Annotated in this window: 13 protein-coding genes; 8 read left to right on the plus strand and 5 right to left on the minus strand. The window is 36.3% G+C overall.

Annotated features, from left to right (window positions below; translation table 11 throughout):
* Nucleotides 1–63: 63 nt before the first annotated feature.
* Nucleotides 64–459, plus strand: a complete 396-nt coding sequence (locus JKA74_RS15490; RefSeq protein WP_201432131.1) for a hypothetical protein — start codon at nucleotides 64–66, stop codon at nucleotides 457–459.
* 63 nt (nucleotides 460–522) lie between these two features.
* Complete coding sequence (locus JKA74_RS15495; RefSeq protein ID WP_201432132.1) at nucleotides 523–1,026, plus strand: hypothetical protein; 504 nt, start codon at nucleotides 523–525, stop codon at nucleotides 1,024–1,026.
* A 20-nt stretch (nucleotides 1,027–1,046) separates the two neighbouring features.
* Here the strand turns inward: JKA74_RS15495 and deoC are convergent, their stop codons facing one another.
* Nucleotides 1,047–1,694, minus strand: coding sequence for a deoxyribose-phosphate aldolase (deoC, locus tag JKA74_RS15500; protein ID WP_201432133.1), 648 nt, complete (start codon nucleotides 1,692–1,694; stop codon nucleotides 1,047–1,049).
* 24 nt (nucleotides 1,695–1,718) lie between these two features.
* Between deoC and JKA74_RS15505 the strand changes: the two genes are divergently transcribed.
* Nucleotides 1,719–2,975, plus strand: coding sequence for a pepsin/retropepsin-like aspartic protease family protein (locus JKA74_RS15505; protein ID WP_201432134.1), 1,257 nt, complete (start codon nucleotides 1,719–1,721; stop codon nucleotides 2,973–2,975).
* Here the strand turns inward: JKA74_RS15505 and JKA74_RS15510 are convergent.
* A complete protein-coding gene (locus tag JKA74_RS15510; RefSeq protein ID WP_201432135.1) occupies nucleotides 2,968–3,468 on the minus strand; it encodes a hypothetical protein in 501 nt (166 codons plus the stop codon). The genes JKA74_RS15505 and JKA74_RS15510 overlap by 8 nt on opposite strands.
* 160 nt (nucleotides 3,469–3,628) lie before the next feature.
* On the opposite strand from JKA74_RS15510, the gene JKA74_RS15515 reads away from it, so the two are divergent.
* Entirely contained in the window at nucleotides 3,629–5,095 is a 1,467-nt protein-coding gene (locus JKA74_RS15515; protein WP_201432136.1) for an SDR family oxidoreductase, read from the plus strand.
* On the opposite strand, the gene JKA74_RS15520 is transcribed toward JKA74_RS15515, so the two are convergent.
* Nucleotides 5,059–6,084 (minus strand): glycosyltransferase family protein, encoded by a 1,026-nt coding sequence (locus tag JKA74_RS15520; protein ID WP_201432137.1) that lies wholly within the window; start codon nucleotides 6,082–6,084, stop codon nucleotides 5,059–5,061. The two genes, JKA74_RS15515 and JKA74_RS15520, sit on opposite strands and share 37 nt — an antisense overlap.
* Before the next feature lie 193 nt (nucleotides 6,085–6,277).
* Here JKA74_RS15520 and JKA74_RS15525 point away from each other — a divergent pair, with 193 nt between their 5' ends.
* From JKA74_RS15525 to JKA74_RS15535, 3 genes are read left to right on the plus strand one after another with little or no spacing between them, the layout of a single operon-like run.
* On the plus strand, nucleotides 6,278–6,604 hold the full coding sequence (locus JKA74_RS15525) for a hypothetical protein (protein ID WP_201432138.1): 327 nt from the start codon (nucleotides 6,278–6,280) through the stop codon (nucleotides 6,602–6,604).
* Nucleotides 6,605–6,656: 52 nt separating this feature from the next.
* A complete protein-coding gene (locus JKA74_RS15530; protein ID WP_201432139.1) occupies nucleotides 6,657–8,228 on the plus strand; it encodes a SulP family inorganic anion transporter in 1,572 nt (523 codons plus the stop codon).
* A gap of 6 nt (nucleotides 8,229–8,234) precedes the next feature.
* Entirely contained in the window at nucleotides 8,235–8,870 is a 636-nt protein-coding gene (locus JKA74_RS15535) for a carbonic anhydrase (protein ID WP_201432140.1), read from the plus strand.
* A gap of 124 nt (nucleotides 8,871–8,994) precedes the next feature.
* Here the strand turns inward: JKA74_RS15535 and JKA74_RS15540 are convergent, their stop codons facing one another.
* Nucleotides 8,995–9,567: a pentapeptide repeat-containing protein gene (locus JKA74_RS15540; RefSeq protein ID WP_201432141.1), complete on the minus strand. Its 573-nt coding sequence runs from the start codon at nucleotides 9,565–9,567 to the stop codon at nucleotides 8,995–8,997.
* Between the two features lie 161 nt (nucleotides 9,568–9,728).
* Here JKA74_RS15540 and JKA74_RS15545 point away from each other — a divergent pair, with 161 nt between their 5' ends.
* The gene (locus JKA74_RS15545; RefSeq protein WP_201432142.1) at nucleotides 9,729–10,451 is read left to right on the plus strand and encodes a DUF72 domain-containing protein; all 723 of its coding nucleotides are present in this window, start codon (nucleotides 9,729–9,731) and stop codon (nucleotides 10,449–10,451) included.
* 56 nt (nucleotides 10,452–10,507) lie between these two features.
* On the opposite strand, the gene JKA74_RS15550 is transcribed toward JKA74_RS15545, so the two are convergent.
* Complete coding sequence (locus JKA74_RS15550; protein ID WP_201432143.1) at nucleotides 10,508–15,793, minus strand: AAA family ATPase; 5,286 nt, start codon at nucleotides 15,791–15,793, stop codon at nucleotides 10,508–10,510.
* Between the last annotated feature and the right edge of the window lie 63 nt (nucleotides 15,794–15,856).

Below are 15,856 nucleotides of genomic sequence, written 5' to 3' on the forward strand. Positions count from 1 at the left end.
TTAATTTTTTTTAATGAAGTATTAAAAACACAATATTTACACCTTGAAACGTTAATTCATTCTATGCTACGTAAAATTTTTATTTTCATATTTGGGAGTTTAGTAATAGTATCTTGTTCTAAAAAACAAGTTAGCCAATCAGGGTATCAGAATCAACAACAGCATCCCTCCAGCCTAAATCCTGAGGAAACAGGCAGAAATTACGGAAGGGCGCCTCAAAAGGAGCAAAGAGTGTTTTTCGGACTTTTCAAGAAGAAGAAAAAAACTGCATTTGGAGATCAGTTGATCGTGGAATACGAACAACGTATGAAGAGAAATGCCAAAGAAGCTAAAAAGAAGGAGAAGGAAATGCAGAAGCCACAATATTCAGATCCTTCCTACTTTGGACATAAAAGAAAACCCAAGAAAAGATCACCGGATAAAATGAAGTTTTGTAAGGAGTGTGGCATTAGGCATTAGGATTTTTTGAATTAATTTGTTCCGTTTTTATTATTATGCCCTATCTTTGTCAAAACTGAATAGATGAAGCGTAAATTTTTTCCTTTTGATAAAAACTATTTATTAGAGCAGGCTCAGCTCGAAATAAAAAATGATTTACTCAATCAATTGGTGCAAATGGTAAAGGAAATTTATCTCTTACGATACAATCCTCTGGGCTTGATGGATGCTTCGGTTGAAAAGATTCTCTGCACAGAAAATTATCATTTAGAGGAACTTGCAGAGCTTTATGAGCAAATGGCTGGTGTCTATCGATATAAGTTTAGCTCCAATCAATTGGAATTATTATTTGACGGAAGGGATCATATAGAAAAATATGAAGATGACTGGAGGGAAGCTTTTTTCAATTGGGTGAAGGAATTTTCCAAATCTAAAAACTTTCTAAAAGCAGTTTTGGAAACAGCAATATTCTTTCCTGAAGACAGACAGTCGCAGTTAGCCTTTAGCCGCCTCAAGAATTTTATATCTGAGCAATTCGGATTGAAGATCTATAAGTACAGGGGGATTGTGCCCATGAAAATTGCTTAAATAATTTTGTGGCATGTTTCCTAAGCCTTTAATAGACCCGGCCCATTTGAAGTCCCTATTCTGTCGGCTCCGGCCTCAATGAGTGCCAATGCTTGTTCATAAGTTTTAATACCACCACTGGCTTTTATGCCTACTTGCTCAGGTAAGGATTTCCTCATGAGCAAAATATCTTCCACTTTAGCTCCTTCGGGAGCAAAACCGGTAGAAGTTTTCACAAAGTCAGCTCCTGCATCTGCTGATATTTTACAAAGCTCAACTATTTCCGTATTATTGAGATAAGCAGTTTCAATAATTACTTTAAGCACTTTTCCATGCTCATGAGCTATTTTGCCAAGCTTTGCAATTTCTATTTTTGGCCATATCATCTCTGATTTTACGGCAGATATATTAATGACCAAATCCAACTCGTCAGCCCCATCTTGTATAGCCTGCTGCATTTCTGCTTCTTTGGTTTGGCTCATTTGGTATCCAAGTGGAAACCCAATCACAGTTACCAGTTGAATCGAAGCCTTTCCAATGTCTCTTTTTGCTTTTTTCACCCAAAATGGGGGAACACAAATCCCATATAACTCACTTTCTTGTGCTTCGATCACTAATTTCTCTATTTCATTGGAGGTAACTGTCGGTTTTAGATTAGTATGTTCAATGTATTTTTGTATATTTCTCATATTCCTTGTATTAATTAAATCTCTATGGTCAAGAAGTACTTATTGTTTACTTTCTTTTTATTGATATTGTTTCTTTCCGAAAGATACAATGCTAATGGGCAAACTCATAAATATGGTTTTGAGATAAAAGAAGGTAAAGACCGGATTTCTCTTCCTTTTAAAACGTATAGCAACTTAATTGTTGTGGATGTGTTGTTTCAGGGAGTAATTCCGTTGAAATTTATTGTCGATACAGGAGTGACCAATACTGTTTTGATCGATAAAATCTATAGCGATGTTTTGGATATTGTTCCGGACAGAAAGATCAGTTTAATTGGGGCTGCCGGAGGAAAAGAAGTAGAAGCATACATTGTAAATAGTGTAACCATCAATATGCAAGGTATAGATGGCACAAACATCCCGTTGTTGGTATTGAAAGAAGATTACCTAAAACTTCAGGAAACTTTAGGCGTGAAGATTCATGGGATCCTTGGATATGACCTGTTCAAAAAATTCATTGTAAAGGTTGATTATGTGAATGAAACATTAACCTTTTATAATCCTTCTAAATTTAGAAAAAAGCTGTTTTGGTACCATTCCATAGAAATGAAAGTAGAAAACACTAAGCCCTATATCTTTTCCCCGGTTGTTCTGAAAGATTCAACCACTGTTTTATCAAAACTTTTGATCGATACAGGAGCCTCTCAAGGTTTGATGCTTCATCAGAATAGTGATGATAAAATCAGTATTCCTGAGAAAAATATACGCGATGTCCTTGGTGCGGGAATTGCAGGAACTATTGAAGGGCATGTAGGAAGGGTGGAAAGCATTCAAATTGGGAAACATGTATTGACAGATGTTGTAAGTCGTTTTCCTGATAAAGGGACCTATAATGATGTGATTGAGGTTACTGAACGGCAAGGTACTATTGGCGGGGAAATTCTGAGAAGATTTCATCTTTACTTTGATTACCATAATGAGAAATTGTATTTCAGAAAAAACAAGAATTTTAGAGAGGATTTCGATTATGACATGAGCGGGATGAGTATCATTGCTAAAGGAGAAATTTTCTTGTCCCCCTATTATGAAATTGAAAGTGTAAGAAAAAACTCCCCGGCATACGAAGCGGGTATCAGGCCTAAAGATATTTTGATTTCGCTAAATGGTATCAAAAGCACAGACTTAAACCTTTCCAGCATTAATAAGCTTCTTAGCAAGAAGCCTGGTAAAAAAGTGAGGGTAAAAGTTAAAAGAAATGATGAAGTTATTTCAGCAGTTTTTGTATTAGAAGCAGCTATATAAACATTCTCTTCAATCTTTTTCTACCTGTATAGTATTTGATCTTTAAGTATTTCTGGGTTTTACGGAACCTTATTGCATTCATTAATGATAAATAAATTCTTTCTGGTGTAACAGACTCCTTTAACAAATATTCCTGTACGCCATGGGTAATTTCCTGAGTGTTTGTGGTTTTTAACAAGGTAATTGTCAAAGCTTCTTTTCCCAATAAATTAATTTTATCTATAAGGTTTTTTAATGGTTTTAGTCCCATATTATCATCAATGATGATACAGTTTGGATCGTAGGTTGCTATTTTTTTTAAAGTGTCATCATCTGAAAAAGAAGTGTCAATCTTAAAAATTTTATCCTTTAAAGTTTGTAGACCATTAAAGATGCCGCTCATTTCAATAGGATTATTTCCTACTAATAATACTCTTAGCGCCTCGCTGGGCTTATGAGATTTTATACGTTTTATAGATGGAGCATTCATAGCAGATCTTAAAGCAAATTTCAAACCATAATATAAAAAATAAAATATGTATGGTCTTAATTATTCATTACCTTTCTTCAACCTGATTTCTGGTGATATCATACATTTTCATATAAAACAGGTGGAGTTTATTATAATAAATATCTGATATATAACTTTTTAGATTCAATTATGTTGTGCAAATATGAAAATTTTATTAACAGGAGCAAACGGATATATCGGCAGGAGATTATTGCCGGTATTAATTAGACAGGGCCACCATGTGGTGTGTTTAGTAAGGGATAAGAGGAGAATAGAATTAGAGGAAGGGTTGGTTGAAAAGGTGGAATTTTACGAAGCTGATTTGGTAAATCAGGAGCTATTGAAAGACTTGCCTCAGGATATTGATGTCGCTTATTATCTGCTACATTCCTTAGGCAGTTCTTCGAATGATTTTCATGAACTGGAGCAAAAAATTTCCATGAATTTTGTAGAGGCTATTGACAGAACCAATTGCCAACAAATTGTTTATCTCAGTGGCATATCAAATGATGAGGGGTTATCAAAACACTTAAGTTCCAGGAAGAACGTTGAAGATATTTTAACCAAAGCAAAAGCACCCTTGACTACATTGAGGGCGGCTATAATAATAGGTTCTGGTGGGGCAAGTTTCGAAATTATCCGTGACCTGGTAGAGAAACTACCCATTATGGTGGCTCCTAAATGGCTCAAAACCAAATGTCAGCCTATTGCTATCCGAAATGTAGTTCAATATCTTTCTGATGTGTTAGTAAAGGAAGAGACTTATAACAGGATTTTTGATATTGGTGGACCGGATATCCTTACCTATAAAGAAATGCTCCTCACCTTTGCAAAAGTAAGGAGACTTAAAAGGATCATCATTACACTTCCTGTACTTACGCCACGATTGAGTTCTTACTGGCTTCATTTTGTCACATCTACTTCATATAAAATTGCCCGAAGCCTGGTGGATAGTATGAGAAATGAGGTGATAGTGAAACATACAGGCATTGAGGATATTGTACCCCAGCAGCTCATTTCTTATGAAGATGCCGTAAAGTTGGCTTTTGATAAAATTGCCCAGAATGAAGTAGTTTCCAGTTGGAAAGATGCGTTAGTGAGTTCTCAGATCAATGCTGATTTAATGGATTATATTCAAGTCCCTGTCCATGGCTGCTTAGTTGATCAAAGAATAATGGATTTTGACAGGCCCAGGGAAGAAGTTTTAAATAACATTTGGAGTATTGGAGGGGACAGGGGATGGTATTACTGGGATTTTTTGTGGAAAATCAGAGGGATAATTGATAAAGCAGTAGGCGGGGTGGGATTAAGAAGAGGAAGAAGAAGTCCTAGCCAACTGGTGGCAGGAGATTCATTGGATTTTTGGAGAGTCCTTGTGGCAGATAAAAAAGAAGGCAGGTTGTTACTGTATGCAGAAATGAAACTTCCGGGAGAAGCGTGGCTGGAATTTCGTTTGGTAGAAGAAGATGGTCAGATCAAACTAAAACAAACGGCTACCTTCAGGCCTCATGGTTTATTGGGGAGATTGTATTGGTATAGTGTTTACGTATTCCATGAATTTATCTTTAAAGGTATGTTAAGCAGGATTGTTAGCTATAATGCTTCCAACAAAAAGGAATTGGCGGAATAGAAAAAGTGTGTCTGTTCCCTTATGATCCTTTCAATTATAAGCGAAGTTTGATTGGGAAAATCAAGTATAGGAACATGGGAGTCTTCTAAAAATCTTTCTATTTCAGCAATATGCTCATATTGAAGGCTTGGAATAACCGGTATACCCATTTCTTCTAATGCAGCTGCATTACATGCCTGCTCATATTGTCTTTTCATGGGGATTACCATCAGTTTTTTCCTTAGGAACAATGCTTCTGCCGGGCCTTCAAATCCTGCACCACACAACACTCCAATGCAAGATGACAGGCTATCGATAAATTTCGTATTATCAATAGGGTAGATTTTAACATTGTTAATTTCTTTTTCATGTTGGGAGTGTTTGGAGAATACTTCCCATTGAGCCGGTAAACCTGATAAAATACCAATAAGTTTTTCCTCGCTGTAAGCCGGTAAGTACACAGTGTAGTGGCTGCCTTTGGTAGGAATCATCTGTCTAATGCTATTTCTTATTATGGGATAAAAAATATTTTCTGAGTAAGGTTTAAAATGAAAACTGTATTGAGAAGTTGATGGAGCATAATATTTCAATACAAAGAATCCAATGTTATCTTTTCTCTTTGGTTTAGGAGCATCAGGATGAACAACAGCTGATTGATGACTTAGCGAAATACATTGTTTGCCCTTCAGGAAACATGCCCATGCACTTAGTGGTTCAAAATCGTTTATAACTAAATCGTATTGGCTAATGTTGAGTGAAATCAAATCTTTAAAGAACCTGATGATCCTGGCTTGACGGAAAGTTTGAAGAAAGTCTATACCTCCTTTCTTTCCAAAAACAAAGCTTAAACCATGGAATTGGAAATCAACAGGAAAGCCTAAATCAACATCAGATTGGGAGCCACTAATAAGGATTTCCAGCTTCCCATAATTTTTTAAAACAGGAATTATATCCCGTGCCCTGCTAATGTGTCCATTGCCGGTTCCTTGTATGGCGTAAAGTATTTTCATGCTGAAAGATACTCCTACACTATGACCTGAATTTGACGCAAATATTAAAAAACTATGATCAGAAGCTATCTTTACAATAACCGAAACAAGAAGTAAAAACAATTTGCATCTTAATTGGCTTATCATTCGAACCTTTATTATTTTTTATCGTATTTTTGCATTTCGAATGAAAATTTCCCAGCTCATAGCCCTAATGTTTATCATAAGCTTATTAAATGTAGCTTTCATACCACAGCTATGCCTTTCCGCAGTTCAGGAGCTAAATAATAAAGGAATAGCAGGGGATCTTGACGATGGATCAGATATCGGCCTTAATATATTTGAAGAGGAGTCGAAGGAAGGTCACGAAGAAAATAAAACCGGTGGTGAAAATTTTGGAAAGATTTTCGATAAAATTACTACACTGAATAAATTTAATCCTCTCTTTTTACCAGGTTCTTTATCAGGACAGGAATACCCATTTCATCACTACACTTCACTTATATTAACTCCTCTTTCCCCGCCACCTGACTTAGTTTAATATAAGTACAGGAAATTAATTAATCAATAAATTATAATTACAAATTCTTAATATGGATAAGTCCAAATTTAATAGGCTTACGGGTCTAAATCTCTCCTATTTTAAAAATGATGCCCTGTCCGGAATAGTGGTGTTTTTGGTGGCCTTGCCACTTTGTTTAGGAATAGCCCTGGCTTCCGGGGCACCTTTGTTTTCAGGTATTATAACTGGCGTTGTTGGAGGGGTATTAGTAGCCATGCTCAGTGGAAGCCAATTGGCAGTTTCAGGGCCCGCAGCGGGCTTGGCAGTAATTGTTTTAAATGCCATTGAGGATATAGGTTTTTTTGAAGGGTTTTTAGTAGCCGTTGTTTTAGCCGGAGTTATTCAATTAGTTCTAGGTTTCCTTAAAGCGGGAACAATCGGGAATTATTTCCCCTCATCAGTAATAAAAGGGATGCTGGCCGCAATAGGTATTTTGCTCATAATAAAGCAAATACCTCACGCCTTTGGGTATGACAAGGACTATTTGGGAGATCTGGATTTTTGGCAGGTCAATCATGAAAATGCTTTAAGTGCGATAGTAAATGCTTTTAATCAAATGAGCCTGGCAGCAGTTATTATTTCAATTGCCTCCTTGGCTATATTGATTGGCTGGAACTATCTTAAAATTAAATCATTAAAATCTATTCCTGCCCCTTTGCTGGTAGTGTTTTTAGGAGTTGCTATAAATCAACTTTTTATCTACTTAGGAAATGGAATGGCATTGAGTCAGGATCATTTGGTGACAATTCCTGAATTGGGAACAGATACTAACTTTTCAGAATTATTCACTTTTCCGGATTTTAGCGTACTCTCTGATCCAAAAATATATACTATAGCAATAACCATTGCCATTGTGGCCAGTTTAGAAACATTGTTGAGTATTGAGGCAGTAGATAAATTAGATCCTCAGAAAAGAAGGACTCCTCTTAACAGGGAATTAAAAGCCCAGGGTGTGGGTAATATTTTTGCAGGATTAATTGGCGGTTTGCCCATGACAGCTGTAATTGTAAGAGGCTCAGTAAATATAAATTCAGGAGCTAAAACCAAGCTGTCTGCATTTTTGCACGGTTTATTTTTAATGGCGTCTGTTTTAGCCATTCCTCAAATTATTAACCTCATCCCTTATGCAAGTTTGGCTGCCATATTATTGGTTACAGGTTATAAATTGGCCAACGCAGGCTTATTTAAACAAATGTACCGAACAGGTAGAGGCCAGTTTTACCCGTTCATTATTACGATTCTGGCTATTGTTTTTACCGATTTATTGATTGGTATTATCATAGGACTGGTTGTGGGTATTCTTAATATTTTACTCAAAAACATGAAGAACACCTATTCATTTGATGCTAAATTGCACCAAGAGGGAGATCCTGTAAGATTAGTGTTGTCAGAAGAGGTTACTTTTCTTAACAAAGCCAGCATGGTGAAAACTTTGGATAGTCTGCCTGAAAACTCCCAGGTGATTATTGATGCAAGTAATTCAGTTTATATAGATTACGATGTTTTAGAGGCTATCACCACCTTTAAAAATGAAGGAGCCAAATACAAGGATATCCAGGTAGATTTCATTGGCCTTGAAAAATTTTACGACAAGTATAATTAATCGATTATGCAACAATCATACGCAAGGCTATTTGAAAATAATAGAAAATGGGTCAGTGATAAGTTAAATCTTGATCCGGATTATTTCAAAAAAATGGCGGAAGGCCAGAAGCCAAAATATTTGTTTATTGGATGTTCAGATAGCAGGGTGCCTGCCAATGAAATTACTGGCACAGAACCGGGAGAAATGTTTGTTCACCGAAATATTGCCAATATGGTCGTGCATACTGATATGAACCTCATGTCTGTTTTGCAATATGCTGTACAGGTATTAAAAGTAGAACATGTCATTGTATGCGGTCATTATGGCTGTGGTGGAGTAGCTGCTGCCATGGGAAATAAAAGCCTTGGCCTTATTGATGCATGGCTGAGAAATATAAAAGATTCCTATAGTAAAAACAGGGATTATGTGGAAGCAGCGGAATCCGATGATGCCAGATTCAGACGTCTGGTTGAAAGCAATGTAAAGGAACAGGTTTTTAATCTGCACATGACAAGTATAGTGCAAATGGCTAAAAATGCCGGGCAGGATCTACAGGTTCATGGCTGGGTGTATGACCTGCATGATGGGCTATTGAATGATCTGGAAATAGATCATGAAAAGCACTTTACTGATTTTGATCTTTATGAATTTGATAAATAATTAGACTTTAGAAAATCTTAAAAAGCCATTTCATTAATTTGGAATGGCTTTTTTTTACAATCATTTTGTCCCATCCTGAAATAGCATTGCCCCAACTGCAAGCAAAAGAAAATAACACGACCTTTTATTCTACCTCAATATTATATTTCCCTAGCAGGCCTATTATTCCATTGTAAGAAAATTTCGCTTTCTTGATTCGGTTTCTTTCCGGATCAATACTATAGTTAAGAGCCTTCCTGAAATCTGACTTTTCCAGAAGGGTATTATCGAAAGTAGCTCCTGATAAATCGGAATTGTCAAACACTGCGAAACTTAAATCACATTCAGAAAAATCCACTTCCAGAAGTTTACAAGCTGTAAAAGATGTTTTTTTGAGTTTTAATTTATAAAAAGAAGAGTTGTTCAGGATACAGTTTCTAAAGCTAACACTTAGTCCGAAGTCATTACAAGCTTCAAAATCCAAGCCCAGCATTTTACAATCAATAAATATTGCCTCACTAAGTGCTGTATGATTTAATTTGGCCAAACTTAAGTTGCAAAGTGAAAATTCACATGAAAGGAATTTAATCTCAGAGAGGTCAGAGTTAGAGAAATCGCAGTTTACAAACGTACATTGTTCATATTCCCCTTTTGCAAGTGGGCTTAAACTAAAATCTGTTTTTTCAAATATTTTGTCAGTAACGTAAACCTGTTCCATGATTCTCAAATAATTAGTATTACAGGCCGTAAAAGTAAATTGATTTTATCCATTCTGAAATATTATTACTTATTACTTCAACTCTTATTTATTAACAGGCGTACAGATTATACAAACAGAGCTATTATTTTTCCTAACTGCCTTACGGAAACTATTACATTATGCAAACATACATCGGATGTTCCGGCTTTCATTATAACGATTGGAGAGGGAAGTTTTATCCCGAAAATTTACCCAGAAAGGAATGGCTGGCTTATTATGCACATCATTTTAACTCTGTTGAAATTAATACAACTTTTTATGGTCTTCCTAAAGAAGCAACTCTTAAAAATTGGTACGATCAGGTATCAGGTAATTTTAAATTCACACTAAAAGGCAGTCGGTTTATCACTCATATAAAAAAGATGACTAAACCTGAGGAATCTTTATCTAATTTTTATTATTCCATTGAAACATTAGGTGGCAAATTGGGCTGTATATTATGGCAACTACCGGGGTATATTCATAAGGATATGGAGAAGCTTGGTAAATTCTGTCAGGCTTTAAGCACAGATTATAATAATGTAATCGAGTTCAGACATAATTCCTGGTTTGATGAGGAGGTATATGAAGTACTTAAAAAGTATAATGTGAGTTTCTGCATGCTATCAGCTCCTGATGATTTAAGAAATGATAGAGTTAATACTACAAATAAAGCATATTTACGTTTTCACGGAACTGAACAATGGTATAGCGGTTTATATTCTGAAGAGGAATTGAAAAACTGGGCCAAAAGCTTACAGGAAATGAAAGATCTGCAAAGCAGTTATATTTATTTTAACAACGATCAAAAAGCACGAGCTCCCGAAAATGCGAGGATGATGCAGGAGTTAATGAAAGGGTGATATTCTGAGAACATCCACTATGTAATTTCAACCTTACTTAAATCTCTGAATTCCCTTTATACTGTCCTAAACCCAATTACCAGAATATCATCTACCTGGCCTTTGTCAGCTTTCCATTCATTAAATCTGTATTCAAGAATTTCTTTTTGCTGTTCCATAGGCTCATTGGCAATTTCCTGCAACAGGTTTTTGAATCTCTTTACCATAAATTTCCTGTCATCAGGCCCACCGAATTGGTCAGCATAACCGTCCGAGAATAAATAATAAGTAGTTTTTGCTTCCATGGAAACAATGTGATTGGTGAACTTCTCTTTGTTTTTGTTTTTTCTTTTGCCTCCAATTGCCATTTTATTGGCCTTAATGATTTCCATCTCACCATTAGCTTTCACCATTACCAATGGATTATTGGCCCCTGCAAACTCAAGGGTGTTGTTGTTAAAGTCTATCCCACAAAGAGCTGCATCCATACCGTCCTGGTTTTGGCTCTCTTTCTGCTTTAAAGATTTTTGAATGGCATTATGTAGGCTGTCCAGTATTTTACCAGGTTGTAGTATGTTATTTTGCTTCACAATCTGAGTGAGGTGTGAATCACCTACCAACGACATAAATGCCCCGGGCACACCATGGCCGGTACAATCGATCGCTGCAATAAAAACTTTTTTCTTGTTTTCAGCAAACCAATAAAAATCGCCCGAAACAATGTCCCTTGGCTTAAACAGAATGAAATTCTCTTTCAATGAGGCACTGATACTTTCATTAGTGGGTAAAGAAGCATTCTGTATTCTTTCGGCATATTTGATACTGGCCGTAATATTTTCATTCTTTTGCTCAATAATTTCCTTTTGTTTTACCACTTCAGATGTACGCTCCTGCACTTTTTCTTCCAGGTTTTCATACAACATGGCATTATCTATGGAAATGGCCATTTGAGTGGTAAGCATATTAAGAATTTCTATCCGTTCTGCATTAAAGGCGCCATAAGACAAATTGTTTTCCAGGTATAAAATGCCTGTCATCTTACCTTTGTATATCAATGGAATACAAAGAATGGACTTAGGTGAGGTATTCAGAATATGCTCATCGGATGTAAAGTTGCCTTCTTTTGAAGCATCATTGAGTACTACATTTTCTTTGGTACGCATTACATAGTTAACAATTCCGGCAGAAATAACCTCTTTTTCACCTCTTGGGGTCATTGCCTTTAATGGAATATGTTTTAATACCTCTATTTGTTTGTTTTCAATATTACATTCTGCCTCAACATACCATTGTTGATCTTGTTCTTCTTTAATGAGTAAAAACCCTTTTTCAGCCCCGGCATTCTCAATAACCAAGTGCATTACTTTCTCCAATAAATTGGATAATACCACCTCACCGGATAAAGTTTGGGCAGATTTAATTATCGTATTGATGTCGACCACATTTCCTTTTCCCACCGAGTAATTGGTACTGGTACTACTGGTTGAGTCATTGGAGTAAGTACTCATTGTACTTCTAAAATTATTTTGCTGTTTTTTGCTTAGCTGGTCATGTTTTTGGTTAAAACCTTGCCTTTGAAACAATACAATAGCTTGTTGCATGTGAAAAAAAGATTCATCCATTCGGTTATCGGATTCGAATAGAATAGAGAGTTTTTCATGGATAACAGGTATAAGATGGTTGAATTCATCCTTCTTGGCTTTTTCCAGTGCCTCTGAATATCTTTTTGATGCCTGCCATTTTTTGTTTTTAAGGGATAAATAGTCAGCATCCAATAAAAGATATTTGGCTTCAAAATTTTCTGGATTGGATTGGGACCATTTTTTAAACTTATTTAAAGCACTTTTTAAAGGTTTTAAATAGGATTTACTTTGCGCAGCCATGCCGGAAGTAATTAACCCTTGAAGAAAATAATGCTCAGTACTATGCAACATTCCGGCCGATGCTTCCATTAGAGAAGCAGATTTCTTTAGTGTTTCATTACTTTCCTCAAAATCACTATTTAAAAATTGATTGAAAAGTTTGTTCAGGTAGAAGTAATGGGCAAAATGTTGGGAAACATATTCATTTGCACTTGCAGCATATTTTTCTTCGGAGAAATCATCGCTGTCAAAAGAAGTAGCCCTGCTTGTCTCCCCTTTATAACACAGAACGGCTTGTTTTATGGCCGATACCGTCCCAATAGTTTCTTTGTTATTACTTAACTTTTGTAATAATTCCAGATAGTTGTTGGCATTTTTCTCTATTTGAGCTAAAGGAGTGCCTTTTATTAACTGGTGTTGTAGAATGGCACAGCAGCTGCAACCTGTATGGAATAAATCTCCTGTCTCCAAACCTACTTCATAGGCTTGTTGGAAATAACTTTCGGCATCTTTAATTGGGTTCAACCAGGAAGTGGCAAAGTATCCATTCACAAATAATACTTCACTTTTTTGAGTAGCATTTTTGAATTTTTCGTTCAAATCAATGGCTAACTGACCAAATAAATTACCTGTTTTCCTCATGCCGAGAATGCCCCCAAGAAATATCCCCCCAAAAACCAGGTATCCAATAGCACTATCAGCGGTATTGCCATGTTTCATACACAAATTGACCATCACCATTGCGTTGGCTACTGCCAGTTCAGGTTTAATCTGATAAGCTGATTTTAAAATAGCAGCAATCAATTTTACTGCTGACACAATCTCTTCATCTTGTGCCACAGGATGATTGACAAAATCCCTAATGGGTTGACCCCTGAATTTACTTTTGGTTTTGAGCATTTGGATGATCAAAGCCGGTTTGGAAGGAGTGGAGGGTAAATTAATGGAGTAAACTTTCTTTAAAACCTCACTTCCGGTGGCATATGCTTTCTTAAACTCCCCAATATTGGTGTAAAAATGTATTTTTTTCTCATAGGCCCTGGCCACCTGATTTTTTGATCTGGCCCGGTAAATGGCCAGATCAAAGTATTTATTGGCAGCCTCATCATTGTCAGATAAATGCTCGGCTTCTGCTCTTGCCAGACTTAGGTGGAAAAGTACATTCTGTCTATCATCTATATCTTTGCCTTCCAGCACTTCCATTCCTTTGATGGCGTAGTTCAGGGCAGAGCCAAATGCAGAGGAAAGCATGGCTTTTTCACTCGCCATTGCATTATAGTGGGCAACTTTGAGACTATCTTCAGATTCCTGAATAAGGGCAATGGCTTCATTTAGATGGTTCACCATATCAAAAATAGTCTCTTCTTTCTCACTGGCAAATTGCATTAGGTTTCGGCCTATGGCCAGATGCAGACGACTTGTTTCATCATTATCTGACAATTGATAGAAAGCTTGTTGTATTCTGTCATGTATAAATTTGAATTCTATATCCTCTGCAATCTTTTCACTGTCAATTAAACTATAGTTGTCTGAAATAGGGACAATGAGATTTTCCTGGAGGCATTTTTTTAAAGTAACTGCTATTGTTTCTTTTTGCACTTCCTTAATGGAAGCCAGGAATTCTAATGAGAAAACGCTACCAATAACCGCAGCTATTTGCATAATGTCCTTCACATCATTTGGCAATACATCTACTTTGCGCATCATCAATTCCAGGACATTGTCGCTGAATCCTAATTCATTAACTTTATTTTTGTCGTATACCCATCTTCTGTTTTCAATCTCCGCAGTAATACACCCCTGTCTATAGAGGGTAGTCAGAAATTGGTTGACGAAAAATGCATTGCCGTTGGTTTTTTGCTGAATATGTCCGGCCAATTCCTTTAGTGAATCACTTTTATCAAGAAAGGCATCCTGAACCAAATCAATGATATGGCTGGATTCAAGGTTGCTCAAAGTTAAAGTTGAAGTAGCCAATTGTTCACTCTGCAACTTCCTTAACATTTGACTGAAAGGATGTGCTTCATCTACTTCATTGTCCCTGTAGGAAAGTATGATCATGAAGTGATGGAGTTCTTTGTCAGATAATAAAGCGTAGAGTAAATTTAATGAAGCATTATCCGCCCATTGCATGTCATCTATAAACAATGCCAAAGGCTGATCAGGTCTCGCTATAGCTTTAATGAAGTTTTGGAAAACAAAATTCAATCTGTTTTGTGATTCTACAGCTCCCAGAGCCGGTAAAGTGGGTTGTTTTCCAATGATTAATGCTAATTGAGGAATAATTTCAATCAACACCTCTCCGTTTTCCCCTACAGTATTTTGTATTTTTTCTTTCCATTCCTTTAATACTTCTTCAGGGGCAGTGAGTAATGATTTACAAAATCCTTTGAAAGCCTGGCTAATGGCAAAATAAGGATTGTTGCGTTGAAATTGATCAAATTTTCCGGCAATATAGATACCTTTCTTTTCTGTAATAGGTTTGTGTATTTCGCTGATCAGAGCAGATTTACCGGTTCCTGAAGCACCTTTTACCAAAACAAGTTCTTTTGCTCCATTACTGACCCGGTCAAAAGATTCCAATAAATCTTTTATATCTCCTTCTCGTCCGTAAAGTTTTTCTGAAATTCTGAAATCATTGGAAAAATCATTCTCCCCCAATTCAAAAGGCGTAATTTCCCCCTTTTTCTGAAGTAATTCCCTGCATTTCTTTAAATCATGTAGTAGTCCATAAGCAGATTGAAATCTGTCTTCCGCATTTTTGGAAAGTAACTTATCGATAATGAGAGAAAGAGTTTCAGGAATGTTGGCATTTGTTTGATGCGCCAAAGGTGGTTTTCGTGCAATGTGGAAATGGAGAAGTTCCAGTGCATCATCCGAATTAAAGGGCAAACTGCCACATAATAATTCAAAAAAAGTGATCCCTAATGAATAGAGATCACTTCTGAAATCAACAATTCTATTCACCCTGCCTGTTTGTTCCGGTGAAATGTATTGTAATGTACCTTCTAATTTCTCAGGGTTTTCCAGTTGGTTGGATTTAAGGGATATTTCCGAGGCAATGTTGAAATCAATGATATAAACCTGCTTTTGATCCTCACGGTAGAGAATATTGTTACTATTTATATCTTTATGGATAATGTTTTGCCGATGGAGTACACTGAGCAATTCAGTGGATTTTATGGCTATGTCCAAAAAGGTATCAATCTGCATCTGTTGGTTTGCAAATGCTTCTTTTAATGTTTTTCCCTCAATATATTCCTGAATTAATGCATGCTGTCCTTCAATAATGGTTTTTTCAAGGACTTTCCTAAAGCTTGAACTGTTTATTTTCTTGCTTATAAGAAATTCATTCTCAAGTTGTGCAATTCTTTTGGCACTTTCTCCTTCCTTTTTAAGGATTTTGGTCAGTACAAGGCCGGGATGGTTTTCCTGTGCGCCTTTATAAATGCTGGTAGAGAATGAATCGTATATTAATTCTGTATTCGTTCCTGATTTCATATCGGAGGAATTATTAAAAGTCAAATTTAACAATGAAAAAATATTGCCTTAAAATTAGGGGGC

Source organism: Marivirga aurantiaca, from assembly GCF_016679925.1.
Taxonomy (GTDB): domain Bacteria; phylum Bacteroidota; class Bacteroidia; order Cytophagales; family Cyclobacteriaceae; genus Marivirga; species Marivirga aurantiaca.

What these genes read in the sequence shown, in the direction of transcription:
- JKA74_RS15490 (WP_201432131.1), top strand. Translation starts at nt 64, where the DNA reads ATGCTACGTAAAATTTTTATTTTCATATTTGGGAGTTTAGTAATAGTA.
- JKA74_RS15495 (WP_201432132.1), top strand. Translation starts at nt 523, where the DNA reads ATGAAGCGTAAATTTTTTCCTTTTGATAAAAACTATTTATTAGAGCAG.
- deoC (WP_201432133.1), bottom strand. Translation starts at nt 1,694, where the DNA reads ATGAGAAATATACAAAAATACATTGAACATACTAATCTAAAACCGACA.
- JKA74_RS15505 (WP_201432134.1), top strand. Translation starts at nt 1,719, where the DNA reads ATGGTCAAGAAGTACTTATTGTTTACTTTCTTTTTATTGATATTGTTT.
- JKA74_RS15515 (WP_201432136.1), top strand. Translation starts at nt 3,629, where the DNA reads ATGAAAATTTTATTAACAGGAGCAAACGGATATATCGGCAGGAGATTA.
- JKA74_RS15520 (WP_201432137.1), bottom strand. Translation starts at nt 6,084, where the DNA reads ATGAAAATACTTTACGCCATACAAGGAACCGGCAATGGACACATTAGC.
- JKA74_RS15525 (WP_201432138.1), top strand. Translation starts at nt 6,278, where the DNA reads ATGTTTATCATAAGCTTATTAAATGTAGCTTTCATACCACAGCTATGC.
- JKA74_RS15530 (WP_201432139.1), top strand. Translation starts at nt 6,657, where the DNA reads ATGGATAAGTCCAAATTTAATAGGCTTACGGGTCTAAATCTCTCCTAT.
- JKA74_RS15535 (WP_201432140.1), top strand. Translation starts at nt 8,235, where the DNA reads ATGCAACAATCATACGCAAGGCTATTTGAAAATAATAGAAAATGGGTC.
- JKA74_RS15540 (WP_201432141.1), bottom strand. Translation starts at nt 9,567, where the DNA reads ATGGAACAGGTTTACGTTACTGACAAAATATTTGAAAAAACAGATTTT.
- JKA74_RS15545 (WP_201432142.1), top strand. Translation starts at nt 9,729, where the DNA reads ATGCAAACATACATCGGATGTTCCGGCTTTCATTATAACGATTGGAGA.
- JKA74_RS15550 (WP_201432143.1), bottom strand. Translation starts at nt 15,793, where the DNA reads ATGAAATCAGGAACGAATACAGAATTAATATACGATTCATTCTCTACC.